Source organism: Streptomyces sp. BHT-5-2 (assembly GCF_019774615.1).
In the GTDB taxonomy this organism is placed as follows: domain Bacteria; phylum Actinomycetota; class Actinomycetes; order Streptomycetales; family Streptomycetaceae; genus Streptomyces.
This window is the reverse complement of record NZ_CP081497.1, coordinates 1,321,173-1,342,797: the sequence shown is the minus strand read 5'-3', so window position 1 is coordinate 1,342,797 and position 21,625 is coordinate 1,321,173. Positions and strand designations below refer to the sequence as shown.

Here is a 21,625-nt window from a genome sequence, read left to right as displayed (position 1 = left end):
CCCGGTGTCCACCCCCTGCGCACGCCATGACCTGCACTTCGTCGACCTCCTCTACACCTTTGTCGCCGCACTGTGCTGGCTGTGCGCCATCGACCGCACCCGCCGGATCCTGGCCGGCCACACCTCCCCGGCCTCAGTCACCCTGCTGTGCTCCTTCGTCTTCAAAGGCACGGCCTTCACCCTCAACATCCCCACCGTCTACGTCGCCTTCGACCACGCAGTCAAACTCCCCGACCTCGCACGACTGGTCATCGACACAAGCAACGGGGTGGCATGGACCGCCTCCATACTCATCCTGCTCGACCTCTGGTGCGCCGAACCCGGCGAGCAACGCGCCCACATCCGCAGGTGGACCCTGATCGCACTGGGCGCAGCCACCGTGATGACAGCACTGTGGCTACTGACCCCCAGCCCGCAAGAAGACCCCGTACCCACCTACACCGTCTTCAACGGACACCTCAGCCACGCCATCTACATGCTCTACTTCCTCCTCACACTCGGCTTCGGCCTCATTCAGGTAGCCGCACGCAGCCTGCGCTACGCACGACTGGCCGGCCCACCCTGGATCCGCCGCGGGCTCCAACTCACCGCCTGCGGCGCACTGGTACACCTGTCCGTGTGCATACTGCGCGCCCTGTCCATCTTCGGCGCCTCACTCGGAAACGTGACCACGACATGGCAGACCCTCAGCCCAGACATGCTCAGCCTGGGCACCACCATGATGCTCCTCGGCCTGACCATCCCGATCTGGGGCCCCACCCTCACCCAACACCTCAACCAACTACACGCCTACCACCACTACCACCAACTCGGCCGCCTATGGAACGACCTCTACAACCACAACCCCTCCATCGCCCTCTCCCCACCCGGCCAAGCAGTCGGCACCGCAGAACACAAGCTCTACCGACGCCTCGTCGAAATCCAAGACGGCCTCGTCACACTCCAACTAAACCTACAACCAGACAACCCCACACAATCCGCCCACACCCTACTCAAAACCCTCCACACACCCCCCACCACACCCCCCACACCCCCCACACCCCCAACCAACCCACCCCCCGACACCGACCACGCCACCGAACGCACCGCACTACTCCACCTCTCCCGAAACTACACAAAACTCGCCCGCCGACAACAACTCCTCAACCACCTCCCCCAACACAACACCACAACACAACCACACCCAGACCCCTGAAATCGCCAACAGACACCCAGCAGACCGCACTTGAGAGACAGGCCCACCGACCTACGACCACTCAAGCACTGGCTCAGCGGTCGCGGATCACGCTGGAATGCACCCAGGGACACTCGATCACGGAGGTGTCGCAACATCCGGGCGCCGCCCCGAATACAGTCCGCACCTGGCGGCAACGCTTCCTGGAACACGGCCTGGACCGCCCCGTGCGACAAGCCGCGACCAAGAGCCACACAGACGCGACTTCGGATGCCACCACAGCCAGCCCGCAACACCCCACCGACCACGTCCATCTGCCACACGTGCACGGGCCCCGCGCTGCCACCGACAGTACCTGCGCGGATGCCGCAGTTCTGAGCGCAGACCAGGCCATTACAGGAACGCACACCATGGACAGTGGCCCACGAAGACGCCAACCCAAGCCCCCCCCCGACACTCAGTTCGCGGGAAATCCGGCGGGCACCCCACCAAGGACGCCGGCGACACAGTTCGCGGATCTCCGCTTCAACCTCCACAGACAGACACCTGGCACCGTTCCACGGACACCAAGACCCATCCAGCAGGCCAGGCACACCCTCCTACTCGAAACACCACCACCAACTACGCAACACCCGACGCGAGACACCACACCAAGCCACGACCACACCAACCCAGAACCCAGGCCGTCTGACCTGGCCACTCGCATCCGCGCTTTCCACTGTGCAGTCATCGGCGCACGGAAAGTAGCGGGAGCACCGCTGCGGAGCACCGAACCGTCCTTGGGGCCAGTCGAAGGCCGTGGTGACGCGGCATGCCGCCAGGCCAGCCGCCCACGTTGCCTCGGGTACCACCACCATCTGCGCGGACATTGATCTTCGAGCAGACGCGCACAAACCGTCAGGGCGCAGCCAGCTTCAGCATTCCACCCCCTACACTCCGCGCCCGGCCTCGAAAGCCTCCCGCAGCAGGAACAACGCAGCGCGCCCCGACGGCGGGCACAGCTCCCCGCTCACGGGAGGGCTCGCAGGAGAGCCAACACTTCCAGGTGGACGATCATGAACCATTCATCGGGCGCGCTACGTACCTCAGGCAGAACTGCCCTAGCAAGCCCCAGGAGACCCCGATGTCCGCACGCCTGGCTGATGTCTCGCTGAGGGGAACCGCGGCCGTCTGCGCGCTTCTCAGCGCGGGAGCCCATCTCCTCATCGCCCCCGAGCATCTCAAGGAGGTGGCGTACATAGGAGTCCTGTTCACCGTCGGCGGTGGCACCCTGCTCTTCACCGCCCTGGGTCTCGCGTGGCGGAACCCCGTACCGGCCTGGCTGCTGGGCGTAGTGGTCAGCGGCGGCATGCTTCTCGGCTTCGCACTGTCCCGCACGGTTGGGCTGCCGGGCTACCAGGAGGATGGCTGGGACCCGCCGTACGGAATTCTGTGCATGGTCGCCGAAGTGGTGTTCATCGGCGCCTTTGTCGCCTGGGGGTGCCTATATCGCCTGGTACGGCGCCGGGAAGACACGTACGTCGACCGCTTCGGCCACCCACCCCCTGCCTCCGTGCACGTTCGGTAACCACCACACCGAGTGGGGCGGTGATCCACGACCGTTCCGGCGACCCCCAGCACGGGGGAACATATGTGGCAATATGGGACGTGTGGCATCGAGTTCTGCCGAGGACTTCCTTGCTGAACTTTCGGCCGGGAATGCTCAGACAGGCGAGAGGAGTGCATCATGATCGCCAAGCTGCTCGGCAAGCTGTCCTTCACGCGCCACTACGGTGCGTACGGGGTCGGGTGGGATGCGTACACCGGCGACGACCGCAAGTGACCGCACTACCGGCGGGCGCCCTCGGGGTCCCGCCGGCTCCCCGTCACGCTGCCGACGATATCGGCCTGGACAGGTACGAGAGTCGGGGACGATCTCATGGGCCGGACCAATGAGCCGCCGGAGCCGCCGCGGTTGCCCGAAGGCAGCTTCGCGGCCTGGAGCCGCGACCGACTGGCACTGGCGCGCCGTGGCGCTGACGAGTGCGGGGACGTCTGGCAGCTGGAGCCCGGTGTCTACGTAGCTGCTACGGCCGAGCCGTGTGAAGCAGTGCTGCGCCGCGCACAGGACTTCCGCCAGGCATCCTCGCCCCTCTTCCCGCCGTTGAAGCGGTCGAGCGGAGCACCGACGTCCGAGCAGCGTGCGCACGCGCACACCGCCCGTATGCGCGGTCTGCGCCCGCAGGCGGTTGCAGCCCGGATCGGTGAGATTGCGCCCGGGGCCGCTCGATTTGCCGACCAGTGGCCCACAGACCAAGACGTCGAGGTGCTGCCCCTGGTCCGAAACGCCCTGGCAGAGATCGGCGTGCACTACGTCTTCTCCGAAGACGCTCCCGCCCTGCTGCCCTTTGCCTCACAGCTCTTCCTGGCCCGGGAGGTGCTCGAACGCCCCTCGCGCTGGGTATGGCCACGCTGGGTCCCCACACCGGCACGGCGGTTTCGCACACGGCAGCAAGTCGCCTTCACCAACGCGTTGCGGCCCATCGTCCGCCGGCGCCGTTCATCGGGCCAGCTCGGTGACGACATGCTGGGACAGATGCTCCAGCCCTCCTCCCGCTACGGCCTACTGACGGAAGAAGCCATCCTCGACACTCTCCCTGGAATCACCGTCGCCACCTTCGAGACGCCTTCCCGGGCAGCCGGTTGGATCCTGCTCCACCTGGCCTGGTACCCCCAGGCAGCGGACCGCGTGGCGGCTGAAGCCGCCTTGCTGCCCGCGGACCCGGCCGCAACGACCAGCACCCATTTCGACAGTCTGCAATACACCCAGGCACTGGTACGCGAGGTGCTCCGACTGCACCCCCCGAGCTGGCTACTGGTCCGGCGCGCCACGCGACAGACCCAGCTCGCCGACTACTCCATCGACGCCGGATCCACCGTTCTCGTCTGCCCCTACACCGCCCACCGCGACGCCCGGCAACACTCCGAGCCGGACCAGTTCCGGCCCGAACGCTGGCTCGTTGATTCGGGCTCGCCGACGAAACCCGGGGTCTTCCTTTCCTTCGGTACCGGGCCGCATGGCTGCGAAGGTGCCGCTCTGGCCATGGCGATGCTGACGCTCCTGACCGCACAGACCGCCCGCTGCCACCACTTGAGCGAACCACCCGGACCGCAACCCAGCTACCAGGTCACCACCTTCGGAGGTCTCGCAACCGTGGGCCTGCGCCTACGCGCCACCCTGCGCAGTTAGAGGCGACACCGCTTTCAGTGACAGGCCGCTTGTTGAAGCTTCGCCTTGATCGTGGACGCCTGGAGACTGGACATAGGAGACCTCACGGCGCTAAGGGCAAGCCGCAGCGGCGAGTTCGGCGGGGACTGCGGTCTGTTCATCGAATGTTCCTGCCCCGAAGGACACCAGGAATCGGCGGGTCAACGTACTCGGCACCCAGATCGCCGGCACCGCCCCGGACCTGCTCTGGCAGCGCACCTGCGGAAAGGTCGATGCGGCCGTACTGCGGGACTTCGTCTGCATACGGATCGCCGGACTGCGCGGCGAGCCCTCGGGGGAGCTTTCCATCTCCCGTCGCGGAGCCCGGAGTTGGTCGGCATCGAGCTGGTATGGCGCCAGGCGAAGTACCAGGATTACCCGCAGCGCGCCGAGACCAGCACTGACGCGATCGGTGAGGCCGTCGACCGGGCGATGCTGCGGCAACGCGACCGGATCCGGAGAACCGGAGATCCGGAGAACCGGAGAACCGGAGAACAGCACCGCACTTCACCCAGGCCGCTCAGCAGGGCTTGGTTGGGTACAGGTCGCGGAGCAACGCGATCTCGGCTCCGTGGTGGATCACCTCGCGATTGACGTGAAGGACGACCGTCGCCAGCGGGCGGTCGGCGAACGGGCCCGCGCTCGGTCCGAGCAGCCGCCCTAGCTCTACCGCCGTGGCTGCGCGCATCCCGGACGACCAGTTGTCATAGGCCCGGTCGAGTTGGTCCAGCGCGGCCGCGGCAGTGCCGGCATAGACGTAGCTGTCGTAATCGATCGGCGGCCCGCCGAAATACATTTCGGTGCGCTTGGCCAGGACGTGGACGGTGAGGTGCGCCAGCCGCCAGGCGATGGTGGTAACCGGTGCGGGGGCAGGGGCGGGGAAGGCGTAGCCGACGGTGAACCGTCCGCCACCCATCTCGTCTTCGCTACGACGCGGGCGCACGGTCCAGCAGTCGGAAACCGGCTGCCAGAAGTACTCCTCGTCGGTCAGCCCCGCCAGCCGGGGACGCAGTCGTTCGCGCCAGTGCCAGTCCAGTTGGTCGCCGAGTTCGTGCGCCCAGTCAGTCTCCATGGCCCCTCCCCGAGTTCCACGACCGTGATCCGGTCGTACTCCAGCGTGCATGGTGATGTCCTCGCTGAACAACGGCCCTCCCGCAGAACGCCTACCCCTACCCCGCAGCCCACTTCACCCGGACCGATTGGTGGGTGGAGGAGGGGATGTGCGGTTCTCGGAGTACAGGCTGACGGGCTGACGGGCTGACGGGCTGACGGGCTGACGGGCTCAACCGTGCGGTGCCTCCGGATGCACACCCAGCTCAACAGCCAGGCGCTTGATCTGCGGGCTGCGGATCGGAGTCGCGGTACATCCGCACCGCACGCTCACGCAGCTCCAGCGGACATTTTCCCGGGGAGCCATGGTCGATGTTCCTCTCGCGAGCCCCAACTGTCCTAACGTCAGCTCCTCCGCTCCCTCTCCCCCGGCATCTCGGGGAACCTCAGGCTCCATGGCCGTCCGCTCTCCGGGGCTGGACAAGGAGGTGGCTGCCGCCGGGCGCGAGATCGGGGTGCACGGCTGACCCCGCCGAATGCTGCTCAAGCTGCTGGAGGAGCTGCTGCGCGGACCGCCGCGCAGGTCGAGCACGTCCGGCAGGTCGGGGCCGGGCGCCATCGCCCCGCCCTGTTGGTCACTCCGCGTGCACACCCTTTCGGCCCAGCACCGCCCGCGCCGGACGTCGATGGCTAGTAGGACGGAGTCGACGGATCGCGCGGAGGGTGGGTGTGGGATGCAGATCCTGGTCGGTCTCAATGGGTACCAGGGCCATGCGCAGTGCGCCTTCCCCGCACCTGAGGCGTTCGAGCTGCACGGGCCGACTCCCCGGTACCGGTCCCCTCAGACATACCGGACCCGCGGGTGCTCTCGCACTGTCCGGCCGTCATCCTCACGGTCCGGCCGTCGCCCTCGCCGGTCATCTGCCGGACCGGCGGCCGGCCTTGGTGCGGCGGGACTGCCCCGCCGCAACCCGCTTCCGATGACCCCACGAGGAGCCTTGCGCATGTCCACGGAGACCCTGCTGGAGCGGATCACCGACTACGCGAACCGCGCCAATCCCTATCCGCTCTACGCCGAGCTCCGCGAGAACGGGGTGTCCCGGCAGAACGACGGCAGCTACCTGGTGGGCACGTACCACGAGATCGCCGCACTGCTCCACGACCCGCGGATCAGCTCGGACCTCCGCAACCGCGCCGATCCGGACGAGGCACTGGCCCGCACGGACGGTCTGCCGCCGGCCTTCATCCGCGTGGACGACCCGGAGCACGACCGGCTCCGCCGCCTGACGATGCGCCCGTTCGGCCCGCCGCACTCCCCTGGCCGGATCGACGCCCTGCACGGCGACATCGAGGAGATCGCCCGGGAACTGATCGACGGGTTCGGCGACCGCGAACGGATCGACCTCGTCGACGACTTCGCCTACCCGCTGCCCGTCACGGTCATCTGCCGACTGTTGGGCGTCCCCCAGGAGGACATGCCGCAGCTGCGCGACTGGACCAACGCCGTCATCGACTCCCCCGACCGCTCCCCGGGCGACGACCCGGACAGGCGATGGCGCGCGGGCGTGGAGGCACGGTCGGCGATGGCCGACTATATGGGCGAGCTGGCCACCGAGCGGGACGCCCACCCCTCGGACGACATGATCTCCGCTCTCGTCCACGACGAAGGCCCCGAAGGACGGCTCACCAGGCCGGAGTTGATGACGACGCTGACGCTGCTGATGATCGCCGGCCATGAGACCACGGTCAACCTCATCACCAACGGGATGCTCACCCTGCTGCGCCACCCGGACGCAAGGGAGCGGCTGCGCCGGGAACCGGAGCTGATGCCGTCGGCGGTGGAGGAACTGCTGCGGTACGAGCCGCCCGTCCAGATGCTGCCGCAGCGCACCCCGCTGACCGATATCGAGGTCGGCGGCATCGTCATCCCCAAGGGCGCGCCGCTGTACCTGCTGCTGGCCTCCGGCAACCGGGACCCGCTGCGGTTCGAGAACCCCGACCACTTCGACCCGGCCCGTGCGGACAACCAGCACTTCGGCTTCGGCAGCGGCATCCACAGCTGCTTCGGCGCGCCGCTCGCCCGTATCGAGGCGCAGGTCGCGCTGACCACGCTGCTCGACCACCTGGACGATCCGCGGCTGGCCGAGGACCCTCCCCCGTACCGGCACAGCCCGATCCTGCGCGGGCCGCGGCATCTGCCCCTCGTGCGGACGATGGGCGCCGCTCTGTGAGGTTGAAGAGGCGTCGACGACGCTGACCGCTCACCCCCGTGCCCTGACCTGCACGCATTCACCCGCGGTCCGAAGCAACCTGGTACCCACGGTGGTACGCGTACGTTGCTACGCACGGTGGAACGCACGTTGGCGCCCACGGCGGTACCAGTGCCGGCCTGTTTACGGCGACACCCCCGTCACCGCCCCCTTCTTCAGGAGAGTGCGCGGGGCACAGCTGGCTGCGCGTGTCGGGCTCATAGGCTGGGAGGGGCCCCTGACCTGCTCAGAAGGGCAGATCAGGGGCGGTCGGGCTGTCACTGGGCCGCCTCTGGGCCGTGATCGTCTGGGAGGCGTGCTGGAGCGCGGAAGCGCTGAAGCACGGGGTCGACGGCAGGCCGGGCGCACTCGCCGCTGTTGGGCATCGGCCGCAGAAGCCGCCGTCCCGGCGCGGGGGCTCGGCGGTCTGCGGCAGGCGCCCGCCCCTCGGGGACGGGAATGCTTTCAGCCCGCCTTGGCGAGGGCCGGGACGAAGCGGGCCGCGTCGATCGTGCCGACACCGGTCGCCATGTCGTAGCCCTTCGCCGCGGTGTAGCCGGTGACACCCGCGTAGCTGTTGTTCGTGCCGTCCTTCACATCCACGATGCCGGTGGACGGGTTCCGTGAGGACTGCGCGGACAGCGAGTACAGCGCCTGGTGGATGTCACCCAGCCGGTGGCCGGCGACCTGGTCGGCCAGGGCCACGATGCCCGCGAAGAGCGGGCTGGCCTCGCTGGTGCCGGTGTAGACATCCCAGCCGACCCGCTTCGGGTTGTAGCTGGAGTACACCCATGCGCCGCCGTTCATCGCGGCGGACATCGAGACGTCGGGGGTGCCGCGGCGGGCGCCGACCACCTGCCCGACCCCGTTCTGGTACGAGGGACGGGCGAACACATGGGACGGGCCGCCGCCGCTCGCGCCGCTGTCGTTGTAGACACTGTCCGGAGCGAGGCGGTCACCGTTGGCATCCAAGTGCAACTGGGTGCCGCCGACCGAGACGGCCAGCGGGTCGGAGGACGGCCAGGCGTTGACCCTGTACGGGTAGTCGGCGTTGCCGTTCGCGGTGGTGTTGGTGGCTCCGCCGTCGCCGGAGGCGGCGAGGACGGTGACATTGTGCCTGGCCGCGTCCTTGAAGGCGTACCGCAGGTTCTGAATGCTGGAGAAGTCACCGCTGCGGAAGCCGGGGAAGGTGTTCTCCGTCGCGCCGAAACTCTGGCTGATCACATCGCCCACACCGCGGTCGACGAGCGACTTCTCGGCGTCCATCATCTCCCGCAGACCGGTGGCGCCGTCCCCGTTCTGGTCGGCCCCGCTCTCCACCAGGACGATGTGCGCGTCCGGGGCCACGGCATGCGCCATCTCCACGTCGAGGGTGCTCTCCCCGGCCCAGCCGACCCGGGCGGGGTTGGCGGGGTCGAAGGGCGGTACGGTGCCCCACTTGACCACGTCGACGTGGGTGCTCTTCATGCCGAACCGGGCGCTGTAGACATCCAGATCATGCTGGATGGTCGGCGAGCCGAAGGAATCCACGATCACGATCGTGCGGCCCTTGCCGGTGACTCCCGTCCGGTACAGCGGGTTCAGGTTGTACGCCTGCCGGTACTGGTTCGGGGTGTAACAGGAGATCTGCCACTTGGCCCGACACTGCTCGGTGGTCAGCAAGTCGTGGGCCACGTTCTGCGATTGCTCCCCGACTGTTGCCGGCACGGCTTTGACTCCTTGCACCGAAGGCGCGGGTGCGGCGGCCACAGAACCGGAAAAGACGGGGGACATTAGTGCGGCACCGGCGAAGGCGGCGGCCCCGGCCGCTGCGGCCACTATGCGGCGCCGCGCACGAACTCTGCGCATGATCATTCCCCTTGCAAGGCGGGACCCCCACTCGACAGTTGCGGCGATCCCACCCCGAGGTCACGCGCAGAACAAGTACTTACCCCTGTGCGACTTCTCACTGATGTGTCACTTGTCACTGTTGTCCGATTCGTGATCGCGTGGCCGCGCCGCCCCCGAAGTGCGGAAAGGCCGCGGCCAGGACCTCGTCGACCACGGACAGCAACGTGCCCTCACCCACCGGCGGCGCCTGGTGGTCCCTCGGTGCACCGCAGAGCTGGCACCCGGCACCCGCGGCGGAACCGGCCAACCTGGGCGGTCCGACCACGTCGCCGCCAGCGCCGCAGACCCCGGCCGGAAGCGGAACGGTGACTCGGCGCGGGTCAGCAGGTCAGGCCGACACCGGGAGTGGCGCCGGTCCGACCTGCGGCGAGCGCGGCTCCAACGCGCGGAGTGGCGATTGTCCTCCTGCGACGGTCTGCTCAACATCCGGGGCGGCCCTTGGTCACCGCCCGCCTTTACCCACCACTGCACAGCTGCCGAGTCCGTCCCACGACCACGACAACCTGTGCGGGGAACCGCCCTGCCGCGGACCGCCGAGCAACCCCACAGCCGCGCGGCATACATGCTGACCAAGTTGGCCGGGTGCACCCGATCCACGGCCCCAGATGTACCGCCACGTGGCCGCACGGGTGGGGACGACAGTCACGCTCCGACGAAGCGATCCGTAACTGCGGGTAAGTGATCAGTTTCACTTGGTATGGGCCTCCGCTCGCGCCCCATGCCGGTCTCCTGCCTGCCATCATCCCTACCGGTGCGGAATCAATGGACTCCGCGCGGACCAAATGACCACGAAACCTGGGGTGTTGGCGTGAAATTGACGTGGCCGCGGTGGATTTCGCCAAGGCGGGCGGGCACTGGCACGGATTCCCTTCGGAGGGCGCCGGGGACGGTCCGGCGCTCGTCTGCGATGAGGCGGTTGGCGGGGGTCGGCGCGGCCGCCGCGCTCCTCAGTCAGCTCCTCGGCGGAACGCCCGCCGTGGCGCACGCCGGCATCCTGCCGGGCTCCGCGTTCCCCCTCGTCCTCGACGTGGACCTGACGCCGAATCCCGTGTGCAACGGTGCCGTGCACGGCCGGGTGGAGATCTACGACCCCGCCGCGGCGAAGGCCAAAGCCACCGTGGAGTGGCGGGTGCGCGCGGGCGAGAAGCAACTGGCCGGCGGGCACCTGGCCATGGCCGCCACTGTCGGTACGGCGAAGTTCGACATCCCCTTCGACCGGGTGCCCGAAACCGAGACCGCCTTACAGGTCGACGCCCGCATCGCCGGATCGTCCGACGGCCATGCCCCCGGCCGCTATGGAAAGGTCTGGCGGGACACGGTACGCCGAGGATGCCACCCGGTGCGGGTGGCATCCGTAGGCGACTCCGTGGTGTGGGGGCAGGGCCTGGACCACGACCAGAAGTTCCCCTACCTGACGGCTCAGTCACTCGGCCGTCAGACCGGCCGGGGCTTCCAGCACTTCGACTACTCGATCTCCGGTGCGGTGCTCGACGCACCCGACGTGCCCGCGGGCAACCGTGACGCGGACTGTCTGCGCACAACGGAACGGCAGGATCCGGACGGCGACGGGGAGATGGAGTTCGGCGAGGTCACCCAGCAAACCCCCGATGTGTTCTGCCAGTTGGAGAAGGCGGGCGCACAGGCCAGGGCGGGCGGCTACGGCCTGGACCTGGTCGTGATCAACGGCTGCATCAACGACCTCGACCCCTTCTTCGGCATCGGCGTCGGCATCACCCCCGGCTCGGAGGACCTGCCCAAGGCAGTCAAGCGCGAGTGCTCCGGCGTCGGCGCGGCAGCGAAGAACCCCGCCAAGGACGTGCCCTACTTCAGCGGCGCGAAGGTCGGGTACGGCGGACGCGGAATGCAGGCGGCGATCGAGAAAGCCCATTCCCTGCCGGGTCGGCCGAAGGTGCTCGTGGCCGACTTCTACTACGCGCTGAGCCGCAGCAGCTCTCCCCTTCGGGTCGGGAGCTGCTCCACGCCGGGCGTCACCGGGTTCTGGCTGACCTCCTGCAAGGGCGCCCTCGGGGGCGTGGCCAGGCGCTATGAGCAGTACACCCAACTGGCCAATGCCGCCTACCACCAGGCAGCGGACGCCGCCAACAAGGCGTCCACGGACGGACCCTACGCGGTTGCGGCCGACGGACTGTTCACTGTGGACAACGCCATCCTCGCCAGCGACTCCAAGGTCTGGAACACTCCGGTGACCGACCCGGCGTTCCCACTGCGCACGCGGGCCTGCCCCGAGCTGAGCGCGACTCCGCTGCAGTGCCTGAGTGCGGCCGTCGGTCACCCCGACGTCGAGGGCGCCCGGCAGTACGCGGACAACTTTCTCCTCAACCCGAGTCTGCGTACGTGGTTCCACCTCCCCCGGCAGGGCCCCCGGGCCCACCTGAACGCTCCGCACAGCGCGCACGTCGGCAGTGCCGTGCCCCTGTCGGTGACGGTGGACGGCAAACCGCCCGCCGCCGGGTACCGCTACCACTGGTACTTCGGTGACGGCATGCAGCAGGAGACCGGCGAGGCGACCGTCACCCATGCCTACGACCGCAACGGACCCTGGCTGCCGCGAGTCGTGATGACCGGTCCCGACGGAGGAAAGGTCCTGGTCGAGGCCGTTCGGCCGCTCATCGCGGACTGACGGCATCATCCCCAGGGGCGGCTCGCAGCGCGGGCCGCCCCTGGCGCGCCCGCGCCGGCATCACGTAGGCCCTTGCGTTCCTTCCAGACCGCAAGCCGGCACCCGTGTTGGCCGGTGCCGGGAGCGAGCCCCTCAACGCTCCCGCTCTGCTCCGGCCAGAAACCCGATGAGAGCGATGATCCGGGAATGCCGGTCCCGCTCCGGCCAACGCCCCATGCGGCGCGACGACGCAGAATGCGAACGGCTCAACCAGCAACGCGAAGCGCCAAAGAAACACGGCTCCCCTACCCCGCCCCACAGCCGGGCAACCCACCGTGGCACGACCCCACGCCGGCGAACCGAGGGCAACCTCGGCATAGTGGCCGACCAGGACAGCCTCGACGGCTCTCAAGGAGCTGTCGAGAAGCCGGAGTCAATGGGATGGCGCCAGTGCACCTGCACCGGAGAAAGATGCCGTGCCTCAGTAAGTTGCCGTGCCTCCCGGTGAGGCAGCCCATCCGTTGGGGAAAGTCTTGAACTGACAAGCCGGAGCCCCTACTCGGGGTCCACCGGTCAGTGGAGGAACAGCACCGATCACGAACGCCTCGAAGCACTCGGCGAAGAGAGGTACATCATGACGATCCGTCGAAGCATCATCACCGCGATGGCAGCGCTGGCCTTGGCAGGCGGGATCACGCTCACGACAAGCGGCGTGGCCCAGGCCGACGTCCTCCCGGTCAATCAGCAGATGTGCCAGGAGCGCAACGACTTCTTAACCTTCACAGGAATGAACGGCACCGACCGGATCTGCTTCGCCACCGACGGGAACCCGGGAGACTGGCGAGGCTACATCTGGCATGTCGGTCAGATCTGGTCCGGGCACAACAGCGGAGTCCTCTACTTCAACGAGGGCACCGAAACCGGCAAGTCCACACCGTTCGGGCCGAACCAGCACTTCTTCTGCAATGACTGCCGCATCACCGGCTTCCACATGAACTGACCATTCCCGCCAGGTGCCCCTTCGGGGCAACCAACCCGAAGGGGCACCTCGCCCTCGCAAACACCCACCGGCTCCCTGCCCGGCACGGCCGACCGGCGGCCAGCCCCCCGTCCCGGCACCGCTCGAACACAACCCGCCCACGCCCTGGAGCGGCAGAGCCCCGCCCGCACCGCCTCGGCGCGACCGACCGGCGGCAGCTCCGCACGCGGTACACCGAAGCCGCAACGCCATAGCCGGAGCACCTTCGATCGTCTTGCTGCACGGCCTTCGCCGTCGACGGGCCGGCGGGCGAGGGCAGTGGACGGATGTGTTACCGCCTCCTGTAGCGGAAGAGGAGGTCCTCGGCCGCGCGGGCGGTGATGCCAAGGGCTGTGCCGAGTTCTTCGGACTCCATCGTCCTGTATGCGCTGTTGGCGGCGTGGTACCCGATGCTGTTGGCCAGGATCTCCAGACGGACAGCGGCTTTGAGGGCGGCTGCAGGAGCATCGCTGGTGAGCGCGTCGAGCGCCTCGTCCGTCTTCTTCAGCAGCTCGTTGACGTCTTCGGGGTAGGCGACGGTCGATGCCTCCACATCGTCGAGATGCCTGTACCAGTCGTCAAGGCAGTTGTCGGCGTGCGTGCGGACCGCCTCGTCCTCGTACAGTGCCGTCTCGCCGATCCGTTCCCAGTCGATCGGGTACTCCGTGCCCGTCCAGCCACACGCGCAGACCGCCCGCAAGACGTGCGCGCGCGGACCGGACAGGGGATGCCCGTTGTAGTGGGCCCAGAAGGTGCTCCGGTGCCCGAATCCGCCCGAGACGGAGTCGATGTAGACCGGCTCGGGGACGCTCCTGTCCTCCAACAGCACTCCGACCCGGCCCTCGTGCGACTTCCCGAACTCGTCCGACTCCCACGTCTCTTTCGGCACCCACGCACTCCTTCGCTCGGCAACCCTGCACATTTCCGGATGCAGGCACAACGTGACCTTCTCGCACCGAGCACCGGGCCGGAGGCGGAACGGGGAAGACGGCTTGTGTCGGGCGTGAGATCCGGACTCGGCGCATTGCAGGAGTACCATGCTCGCCGAACAGGGCCAGGAAGTCCGGGCGTTGACACAGAAGAGTGAACCCGGCCGGATTGCGTCCCATCACAGGGCCGGGCCGGGCCGGTCACGGGCAGTCCATGCCGGCGACGCCCACACCGGCATCACGCCCCTTCGTCTCCAGCCTGCCGCTCAGGGAACCCTGTTGCCGATGGTCTGCACGCGGTGGTTCTGTGACGGTAGGTGGTTTCAGCGGCCGGCGGCCTCGATCAGGCGTCGCAGGGCGGTATGGGCCGGTGGGCCCCAGGTGGGCTTGCCACCGGGGCGGCCATGGACGCCGGCCTCCCCGATGAGGATGCAGACGAGGGCTTTCAGCACCGCCCAACCACGGGCACGGCGCAGCATCGCGGCATCCGGGGACGGCTGGTAGGCGTCATGGAAACGGTCGACGGCACCCTGTGGCAGCAGGTTCCAAGCGGCGGCAAGGTCGCAGGCCGGATCGCCCGCGCAGAGGTCACCGAAGTCGATCACGCCGCAGAAGGTGCCGTCCGCGGTGAGGACGTTGGCCGGATGCAGGTCGGCATGGAGCCACACCGCCGGTCCCGCCCAGTCGGGCGCGGCGGCGGCGTCCTCCCAGACAGCGCGGACGGCGTCCGGGTCGGGGACCAGTCCTGCCTCGGTGGCCAAGGCCAACATCCGGGCGAACCCCTCCACATGGTCAGTCAGCGGCCCGCCACGGTCACGGCCGATCGGCGCCCCCTCGGGGGCAGGCCGGTGAAGAGCGGTCAGGAAGGCCGCCAAGGCATCGGCCGCCTCGGCAGCGCGCGTGACAGGGGCGCGGTCCGCGGGCGTTCCCGGCACCCAGGTGGTAACGATCCAAGGCCGCGGAAACCGCCCTGAGGGCTCGCCGAGGCGCTGTGGGACGGGGACCGGCAGAGGAAGGTGCCGAGCGAGAGCGGGAAGCCACTCGTGTTCCTTGCGCAGCAGCACATCCGCGGACTCCGTCGCCCAAGGCAGCCGGACGGCAAGCTCGTCACCAAGCCGCCACAACTGATTGTCCCAACCACGCGCGCCAAGCCTTACAGCGTGATCAGCCAGGTCAGGGTGCTGGTCGCGGAGCAGGTCCCGGACCAACTCCGCCGTGATCTCGATCTCGGTGTGGGTCATGCCGAGCAACCGTAGCCGGACATCGGCCCGCCGCCGAAAGCCTCCCCCATGACCGGGCATTCCAGATCAGCGGTTCTGACACATCCGCCTGACACATCAGCGGCCCACGACACACCTGGCGGGGTCGGCGGCGTCGGTCCACCCAAGTTCCGCACAACCGCTTGCCTTGGCGGACGAGGACAAGAAACCCAACTCGCCGACAGGCTGTGGCGGTTCGAACGGACGCAGCTCGTCGCGTCTGGACTGGCCCTCAACGCCGCGGCACTCCGTACCGCCGACACGAGGCCGGCAAGGAACGAACCACACACGGCCCTACAACGCCCGAACGCGGCTTCACTTCACACCTGCCCTCATGGACGCGACTTCAGGCCGTCCAGAGTGAGGTCGAGCAGTCGTTCCGCTTGGTGGCGTTGTTCGGGGCTCGCCGAGGTCAGAGCAATGCCTTCGAGAGCGGCGCCGATATCGGTGGGGCCGACGTCGGTGCGGATCGCCCCGGCGGCCACGCACGCGTCCATGAGGGTGCCCAGGGCGGCCTGGATCATTTCCCGGCTGCGACCGTACGGATTGCTCCCCGTCGCTGCGATGGCGCGCAGGGCGTCGATCATGCCGTACTTGGCGCTCACATAGTCCAAGAAGAGGCGCATCCAGGCACGCAGGGCGTCCAAGGGCGGCTTCGCGGCCAGCAGGGCGGGGACCGCCTCGCACAGTCGAGCCACCTCGTTGCGGTAGACGGCCTCGACCAGTGCCTCGCGAGTGGGAAAGTTGCGGTACAGCGTGGCACTGCCCACCCCCGCCTCTTTGGCGATGCGCTCCAAATGAGCGTCGAGCCCTTCCGTCGCGAACACGCGCACCGCGGCCGCGAGGATCTTCTCCCGGTTCCGCCGTGCATCAGCCCGCAACGGTCGTTGCACTCCGTCGACCATGAGCACTTGCCCTCTTCCTTCTCGGACTCCCCGAACACACTAAGTGGAGGCGCGCCCACTTAGGTTAAAATGGAGGCTCCCCCAATTCCACCGTAGGTCAACGCACTGGCCCCCGCGCACCGTCACGAAAGGACTGACCATGTCAGGCATCAAGGGCAAAGTCATCGCGCTCACCGGCGCCAGCAGCGGCATCGGAGAGGCAACTGCGACCCATCTCGCCGAGCAGGGCGCCCATCTGGTGGTAGGAGCCCGACGGGAGGACCGACTCAACGCCGTGGTCGACCGGATTACGGAGCAGGGCGGTTCGGCCGTCGGGGTCGTCGTCGATGTCACACACCGAGAAGACCTCAAGCGCCTGACCGATGCGGCACTCGACCACTTCGGTCGGCTCGATGTCCTGATCTCCAACGCGGGCACCATGGCGGTCTCGCCCTTCGACGAGTTGCGGCAGGACGACTGGGACGCCATGGTCGCCACCCACATCACGGGCCTGCTGAACGGCATCGGAGCAGCACTGCCCATCTTCCGGCGGCAACGCTCCGGGCAGTTCGTCAACGTCGCCTCCACCGCCGCCCATGTCGTGAAGTCGCCCCAAGCCGTCTACGCAGCCACCAAGACGGCGGTGAAAGTGCTGACCGAAGGGCTACGGCAGGAGGCCGGCCCCGACCTGCGCGTCACCCTCATCTCACCGGGCTTCACCAACACGGAGGGTGTGGGCAAGGGAGCGAGCCCTGAGGCAGCGGCAGCGCTGGCCCAACAGCGCGACCAGATCGCCATGCCACCCTCGGCCGTCGCCTCTGCCATCGGTTACGCGATCGAGCAACCTGACGGCATCGACGTGGGCGAGATCATCATCCGCCCCACCGCACAAAACTGACGCCCGACAGGAACGGCCGCCACCCCGGCCCGACGGCACACGGCAGCCAGCACGAGTTCGAGACCACCGCCCCACACGAGGCCAGTTGGCCTGCGCATGCGAAGGTGCAAGCGCGCATCGGACACCGCGAGGAGATTCGGCAGCGCACGGCCGCTTTGTGCCCAACCGTCGGACACAGAGCGGCCACTGCATGGGCTGCACGCCCATGTTCAGGATTCAGGTGCCGCCTTGCGGAGGGCGGTGATGCAGGTGGCGATGGCCTGCTGGAGCTCTTCCAGCCGCTGGACCATGTCGTCCTCGTAGATGTCGTCGGCGTCGTCGAAGGTCAGCTCCTCAAACACCTTCGTGGCCTTCTGCAGACTGCTGTAGAACTTGGTGCGGCGTTCCTGGACGCGCAGTTCGGGGTCGGCCTCGACGGCCTCGACGACGAGGCCCTTGACCGTGTCGTACGCCTCGGTGACCCACTCACCGACCTCCTCGCCGTCGTCCAGTTCGTCGAGGAGGGACAGGTGCCGCTCGGCCTCTTCACGGAGTTCGACGGGGGCGTCGATGGTCTGCCCGGCCGGGGTTTTGATCTGGCCGTCCTCCACGATCTTGCGCACGTATCCGATCCGGTCGGCCGCCCGGCTCTCAGTGGCCACCGCCTTCTTCAACTCCTCGGTCCGCAGGACGTCGCGAGCCAGCTCCGCCTGCAGGGCCGGGTCCTCCTTGAGCCGGTCCAGCAGCGCACCCCGGGCGGCCTCGGCGGTGGAGGGATCGGCGAGGATCGCGGCACGCAGCGCGGTGGGGTTCTCCGCGACCTCCAGGGCCTTGGTCGGCCGGATCCCCTCGGCCTCGGCAGCAGCAGTGATCGCGGTACCGCGGACGGACGTGGCGCTGTTGCGGGAGCTGTAGTAGGAGAGCCACATGTCGGCATCCGGCAGCTCGACATCCTGACCGGGGACCAGCGCCTCGAACTGCGGGACGACACCGTCGTCGGCGGCCATGTCCCACGCCTTGTAGAACCGCATCACGCGTTCCGGCGAGCACCCGGCCAGCTCGGCGAACTCCTTCGCAGAGACCTTCGGAGTCTCCCCCGCAGCCTGCCCGCCGGGCCGCACGCTGCGCGCGACCTTCAGCGCGAACGCCCAGCCGCCGGTCCGCGCGTACGCCCCGAACTCGCGGGCATCCCGCACGACCAGGTCGTCTACGGCACCCGCCGCGACCTCTTCACCGGACGACGCCCTCTCGTTCCAGAAATTCTCCTCGCCCGGCGTCTCGTCGACGGGCGGGACGGCCGGTTCGGACGCGGCGGTCGCTACGGTCACAAGGAACTCCCCAGATCAATGCGGGTGCAAGAGACAGAACGAGCAGCCTATATGAACCCGTTCATGCGGTTCGCGGGCTTCCGCTGAGGTGATCGGCGTCTGTCGAGCTCCAGCACCGCCACGTCTTCCAGCTGGAACTGACCGAGTCGACCCCGGAGCGGTGGACGAGCCAGGCGGCGAAGGCGCGGTGGCACCGCGAGTTGCCCCTTCCCGCCGGCGCCGCCAAGGTCCGGCAGCCGGCCTTCTCAGCACGCGCCCGTCGCAGGGCGGCGGCCGTTGTGGCAGGGCCAGCCTTCGCGGGTGCGGGCGGCAGGCGTCAGCCGCTCCGGCCGAATCCCAGGGCACCTCACCACCGGCTGACCGCTGCCGCTACTGGGCTGTTCCGGTCCTCCCCGGAGGCCGATAGGCGGGGACTGCCTTCGGGACCGGTCGCGCACCCGATGCCAGTCACACGTTCTGTCACCTATACGATCGACCACGTACGAAGTGATCCTTTTCGTCGGCTCTCGGTCATCTCAACGGCAAGGAGATCCCCATCGTGGACGTCGCCTCCTCCCACACCCCGTCTGTCACGGGCTGCGGACCGGACGCCGTCGCGTCGACCATCGGCACCGAGCGCCGCTTCCACGGAGTCACCCGTTGACGAGCACGGTGATCCTGCTCTGTACGGCGACCCTGCTGTGCGCGGTGGTGCTGTGCATTGGGGTGTGGGGCCTGCTGAGCGAGCGGAAGCTGCCCGGGTGGTGGCGCGTGAGCTGGTTCGCCACCACCCTGATCGGGCTGGTCAGCTGGCTGCTCCTCGTGTCGCGAGCACAGCCCGTCCTCTTCCCCGAGACGTCGCCCTGCCATCCGGTTGCCGGCTACGGCTCCCGGCTGTTCCCGCCCGACTCGTACTGCGTCCATGACGACGGGTCCCAACGGTCCGTCAACGGGCCTACGCCACAGGTCATCTTCTGGATCTGCTTCCTCAACAGCACGCTGCTGTTCCTGCTCGGCCTGAACCACGCCGTGGTACGGCTCTGGAGGTGCGGTCGCAGGCGCTACGGCTCCTGGCGAGCAAACCGGCCCGCACCGACAGACGTCTGATCAAGGAAACCCGCCACCGGCTGCTGGGCTCCATCCTCCATTGGCAGGTGATCCGTCCCAGGCTGCTCCCAGACGCCGTGACCGGCACGGCGATCGTCCTCTGCGGAGCTGTCCATGCCCCAGACCGCCGTAGCCGCGCCGCTCCCCGATGCTCCGGGCGGAATCTCGATTACGTGAGTCTGCCGCATGGCGGCAGCGCCGCCGATTTCCTGCGGCTGCGGGACGCTGACGCACTGGGCACGAATCGCCAGAGCCTGGGCATGCCGGCACTCCGACTCCGCACCGTGGTCCTGGCACCGAGCCGAGTACCTGCCTGGTGAAGCGTCACCTGGCAGCGGCCGCGGAAGCCCGCTGCCGGGTCACTGTGGCCATGCGCCGTCAGGGACCTTCAATCAGCAGGACGGGTCGCCTCGTTGACATCGTCGGATCCCCGGCGACGAGCACGTCTGCCGTCGGGCGCCGTCCAGGTCCAGCTTCATTCTGAGCCCCGGCCGGCCCCGCCATGCGTGCCGGCCCCGCCGGGGCAGTGTGTAACTGGCCTGTCCGGTAGTCCGCTAGAGGCGCGGGGTGCGTGCCTCGATCCGGTGGTCGAAGGCGGCACCGCCGACGCCGACCGTGGTCACCCCGCCGTCGACGGTGAGGACGGCCCCGTTGACGTAGGACGCGGCGGGCGACAGCAGCCAGCCGATCGCCTCGGCGACCTCCTGCGCATCACCCGGCCGCCCGGCGGGAGTCAGCCGGTTCGCCTCCTCGTATGCCGCCTCGGCACCGCCCGCCAGCCCCGCCTCCGCCGCGAACCGCGCCATCCGCTGGTCGGCCATCTCCGTACGCACCCAACCCGGGCACACCGCATTGGCCCGCAGCCCCCGCGGCCCATAGTCGACAGCGACGGAGCGGCAGAGGTGAAGCAGACCCGCCTTGGACGTCGCATAGCCGGCGCTGCCAACGCTGTTGCGCAGCGCGGCGACCGAGGCAACCGCCACCACCGCGCCGCGGGCCGCCAGCAGATGCGGCAGCGCAGCACGCAGCAACAGGAACGGGCCGGTGAGGTTGGTCCGTATCAACTCCTCCCAATCCTCGACCGCGATGTCGCCGACCGCGCCACTCCGGCCGATGCCGGCATTGAGCACCACACCGTCGAGCCTCCCGTAGGCCGCAATCGTCGTCTCGACGAGCTCACGCACAGCCTCGGGGTCGGCGGCGTCGGATGGGTGCGCCAGCGCTCCGGTCTCCTCGGCCACCAGGCGCAGTGGCTCAGGCCGCCGCCCGGAGATCACGACCTGGTGCCCGGCGGTACGCAGCAGCCGGGCGGTGGCGGCCCCGATGCCCGTTCCCCCACCCGTCACCAGGACAACACGCTGCTCCGACATGCTCGTTCGCCTCCGAAGGTGGTCAAACTCCGATTCCCCGCACCGCGAGCATACGAAGCACCGATGCCGCCGAGCCGACGGGGTACCGCTGCCGTCGGCATCGCGACTCGTACGTACACGCGTCCTGGTCGCGCGAGTTTCCGAGGATGTTGCTGCCGTACGCGTACGGCAGCGTCCGCCTGCACCGCCCCGACGACACACCGCCCGGCGGGCCCGGAGCAGCCGCCCGGCGCCATGCGGCTGACGCCCCGGACGGCCCTGGCTGTCCCTCCGGGCGAATCCGGGTCCGGGCGAGTTGCGCGACCCAGGTGGCTGCTGCCTGGGGAGCGGGCGGGGGTGCGCCTACGACGACGAGTTCGGTGACACCGTCGGCACTGAGCTCGGGGAGGTGTTCCGGGGTGCCGCCGTTCAGCGCGAAGGCTGCTTCCTGAGCCACTGCGGACGGTCTTGTTTTGAGCCTTGACGCCTGACCTGACTGGTAACCCCCTTGCGCAGGACAGGATTTGGCCAAAAGTGCACCACCTATGAGTCAGAAAACGACATGGACACCTCATGTTCATCTCTAGCGTCTACCCGCATAGATCTCGGGGCTGTTGCTATGGCGGCACGCGCCCGGGACCCTGCCGGGCCCATCCCCCACACAT

At 68.5% G+C, this 21,625-nt stretch carries 16 protein-coding genes; 8 read left to right on the top strand and 8 right to left on the bottom strand.

The features are described from left to right. Positions 1 to 4: 4 nt before the first annotated feature. The 3 genes from K2224_RS33835 to K2224_RS33825 all read left to right on the top strand — a co-directional run bounded on the left by K2224_RS33835 (position 5) and on the right by K2224_RS33825 (position 4,403). A complete protein-coding gene (locus tag K2224_RS33835) occupies positions 5 to 1,195 on the top strand; it encodes an MAB_1171c family putative transporter (protein WP_221910968.1) in 1,191 nt (396 codons plus the stop codon). A 1,102-nt stretch (positions 1,196 to 2,297) separates the two neighbouring features. Then, positions 2,298 to 2,741, top strand: coding sequence for a hypothetical protein (locus K2224_RS33830; protein ID WP_221910967.1), 444 nt, complete (start codon positions 2,298 to 2,300; stop codon positions 2,739 to 2,741). A 351-nt stretch (positions 2,742 to 3,092) separates the two neighbouring features. Beyond that, complete coding sequence (locus tag K2224_RS33825; protein ID WP_260693643.1) at positions 3,093 to 4,403, top strand: cytochrome P450; 1,311 nt, start codon at positions 3,093 to 3,095, stop codon at positions 4,401 to 4,403. Between the two features lie 90 nt (positions 4,404 to 4,493). On the opposite strand, the gene K2224_RS33820 is transcribed toward K2224_RS33825, so the two are convergent. Both K2224_RS33820 and K2224_RS33815 read right to left on the bottom strand, forming a co-directional pair. Next, complete coding sequence (locus K2224_RS33820) at positions 4,494 to 4,922, bottom strand: hypothetical protein (RefSeq protein WP_221910966.1); 429 nt, start codon at positions 4,920 to 4,922, stop codon at positions 4,494 to 4,496. A gap of 19 nt (positions 4,923 to 4,941) precedes the next feature. Next, positions 4,942 to 5,493, bottom strand: coding sequence for a DinB family protein (locus tag K2224_RS33815; protein WP_221910965.1), 552 nt, complete (start codon positions 5,491 to 5,493; stop codon positions 4,942 to 4,944). Positions 5,494 to 6,475: 982 nt separating this feature from the next. On the opposite strand from K2224_RS33815, the gene K2224_RS33810 reads away from it, so the two are divergent. Further along, positions 6,476 to 7,702 (top strand): cytochrome P450, encoded by a 1,227-nt coding sequence (locus tag K2224_RS33810; protein ID WP_221910964.1) that lies wholly within the window; start codon positions 6,476 to 6,478, stop codon positions 7,700 to 7,702. 483 nt (positions 7,703 to 8,185) lie between these two features. On the opposite strand, the gene K2224_RS33805 is transcribed toward K2224_RS33810, so the two are convergent. Beyond that, positions 8,186 to 9,568, bottom strand: a complete 1,383-nt coding sequence (locus tag K2224_RS33805; RefSeq protein WP_221910963.1) for a S8 family serine peptidase — start codon at positions 9,566 to 9,568, stop codon at positions 8,186 to 8,188. A gap of 949 nt (positions 9,569 to 10,517) precedes the next feature. Between K2224_RS33805 and K2224_RS33800 the strand changes: the two genes are divergently transcribed. After that, complete coding sequence (locus K2224_RS33800; protein ID WP_260693641.1) at positions 10,518 to 12,251, top strand: PKD domain-containing protein; 1,734 nt, start codon at positions 10,518 to 10,520, stop codon at positions 12,249 to 12,251. A 613-nt stretch (positions 12,252 to 12,864) separates the two neighbouring features. Continuing rightward, positions 12,865 to 13,230, top strand: a complete 366-nt coding sequence (locus tag K2224_RS33795) for a hypothetical protein (protein ID WP_221910962.1) — start codon at positions 12,865 to 12,867, stop codon at positions 13,228 to 13,230. Between the two features lie 310 nt (positions 13,231 to 13,540). Here K2224_RS33795 and K2224_RS33790 read toward each other — a convergent pair whose 3' ends face one another. From K2224_RS33790 to K2224_RS33780, 3 genes are all read right to left on the bottom strand, one after another. Further along, a complete protein-coding gene (locus K2224_RS33790; RefSeq protein WP_221910961.1) occupies positions 13,541 to 14,137 on the bottom strand; it encodes a hypothetical protein in 597 nt (198 codons plus the stop codon). Positions 14,138 to 14,500: 363 nt separating this feature from the next. Next, entirely contained in the window at positions 14,501 to 15,418 is a 918-nt protein-coding gene (locus tag K2224_RS33785) for an aminoglycoside phosphotransferase family protein (RefSeq protein ID WP_221910960.1), read from the bottom strand. A 350-nt stretch (positions 15,419 to 15,768) separates the two neighbouring features. Continuing rightward, the gene (locus K2224_RS33780; protein ID WP_221912120.1) at positions 15,769 to 16,341 is read right to left on the bottom strand and encodes a TetR/AcrR family transcriptional regulator; all 573 of its coding nucleotides are present in this window, start codon (positions 16,339 to 16,341) and stop codon (positions 15,769 to 15,771) included. Between the two features lie 139 nt (positions 16,342 to 16,480). On the opposite strand from K2224_RS33780, the gene K2224_RS33775 reads away from it, so the two are divergent. Next, on the top strand, positions 16,481 to 17,218 hold the full coding sequence (locus tag K2224_RS33775; protein ID WP_221910959.1) for an SDR family oxidoreductase: 738 nt from the start codon (positions 16,481 to 16,483) through the stop codon (positions 17,216 to 17,218). Between the two features lie 209 nt (positions 17,219 to 17,427). Here K2224_RS33775 and K2224_RS33770 read toward each other — a convergent pair whose 3' ends face one another. Then, complete coding sequence (locus K2224_RS33770) at positions 17,428 to 18,525, bottom strand: hypothetical protein (protein WP_221910958.1); 1,098 nt, start codon at positions 18,523 to 18,525, stop codon at positions 17,428 to 17,430. A 639-nt stretch (positions 18,526 to 19,164) separates the two neighbouring features. On the opposite strand from K2224_RS33770, the gene K2224_RS33765 reads away from it, so the two are divergent. After that, positions 19,165 to 19,611 carry a hypothetical protein gene (locus tag K2224_RS33765; RefSeq protein WP_221910957.1) on the top strand — a complete coding sequence of 149 codons (447 nt, stop codon included), beginning with the start codon at positions 19,165 to 19,167 and terminating at the stop codon, positions 19,609 to 19,611. Positions 19,612 to 20,165: 554 nt separating this feature from the next. On the opposite strand, the gene K2224_RS33760 is transcribed toward K2224_RS33765, so the two are convergent. Next, positions 20,166 to 20,981 (bottom strand): SDR family NAD(P)-dependent oxidoreductase, encoded by an 816-nt coding sequence (locus tag K2224_RS33760; RefSeq protein WP_221910956.1) that lies wholly within the window; start codon positions 20,979 to 20,981, stop codon positions 20,166 to 20,168. Positions 20,982 to 21,625: the final 644 nt, after the last annotated feature.